A 1034-nucleotide genomic window follows, 5' to 3' on the forward strand; every position below is an offset into this window, starting at 1 on the left:
CCACCAGCCTCGCCTGGGGCCTCTGGCACCAAACCAGCACCATGACCAGCCACCTCGACACCACCGACCTCACCCGGCTGGCCCGGGTGGGCGTGCTGCCGATGTCGTCGCAGGAGGGCCTGCGACTGTTCGACGCCGCGGTGGGGCGCAGCGATGCGCAGCTGGTGCCGGCCAAACTCGTTCCCGCGGTCGGGCCCGACGCGGGCGAGCACCTTCCCCCGATCGTGCGGACCCTGCTCGTGCGTGCGGACGCCCCCGGCGACCCGTGCGAGGAGCAGGGACGCGTCCCCGCGGTGCGAAGCCTGACCGAACGGCTCGCACCACTGGCACCGGCCGAACGCGAGCGCCTGCTCCTCGAGGCGGTGCGGACCCAGACCGCGCAGATCCTGGGGTACGCCACGGCCGCGGCGGTCCCGGCCCGGGCGGCCTTCAAGGAACTGGGCTTCGACTCGCTCACCAGCGTGGAGCTGCGTAACCGGTTGGACGGGGTGATGGGACGCCGGCTTCCGGTCACCCTCGTCTTCGACCATCCGACCCCGCAGGCCATCGCCACCCATCTGCTGGAAGATCTCTTCCCCGCGGCGCCGGAGCCCACCGACGCCCGGCTGGACGCGGACCCCGGAACCGACGGCGAATCGGCCGGTGACGCCGAACTGAGAAGAATTCTGCGCACCATTCCGATCGACCTTCTTCACGCGAGCGGAATCGCACAGCTGGCATTCGACCTCGCCGGGCAGCCCGACGCCCCTTCGAGTGTGGATGACCTCGAGTCCATCGACGACCTGGATACCGAGCGGTTGATTCTGCTGGCGTTCGAGGAAACCGACTGACCACAAGCCCCGTTGGAGTGCACCGATCATGAGCGAGAACACCACCCCCACGGTGGTCGAGGCCCTGCGGAAGTCCCTCAAGGAAAACGACCGCCTGCGCCAGCAGAACCGGAAGATGACCGCCGCTTCCCGGGAGCCGATCGCCGTGGTCGGGATGGCCTGCCGACTCCCCGGCGGCATCACCTCACCCGACGAACTCTGGCA

Annotated in this window: 2 protein-coding genes; both read left to right on the top strand. The window is 69.6% G+C overall.

The features are described from left to right. On the top strand, positions 1–830 hold an 830-nt coding region (locus MXD61_RS05660), incomplete at its 5' end, for an acyl carrier protein (RefSeq protein WP_248811788.1). 28 nt (positions 831–858) lie between these two features. Continuing rightward, positions 859–1034 (top strand): polyketide synthase docking domain-containing protein (locus MXD61_RS05665; RefSeq protein ID WP_248811789.1); only part of this gene is annotated, 176 nt, incomplete at its 3' end.

The sequence above is a fragment of the Frankia sp. AgPm24 genome, assembly GCF_023243055.1.
In the GTDB taxonomy this organism is placed as follows: Bacteria; Actinomycetota; Actinomycetes; order Frankiales; family Frankiaceae; genus Frankia; species Frankia umida.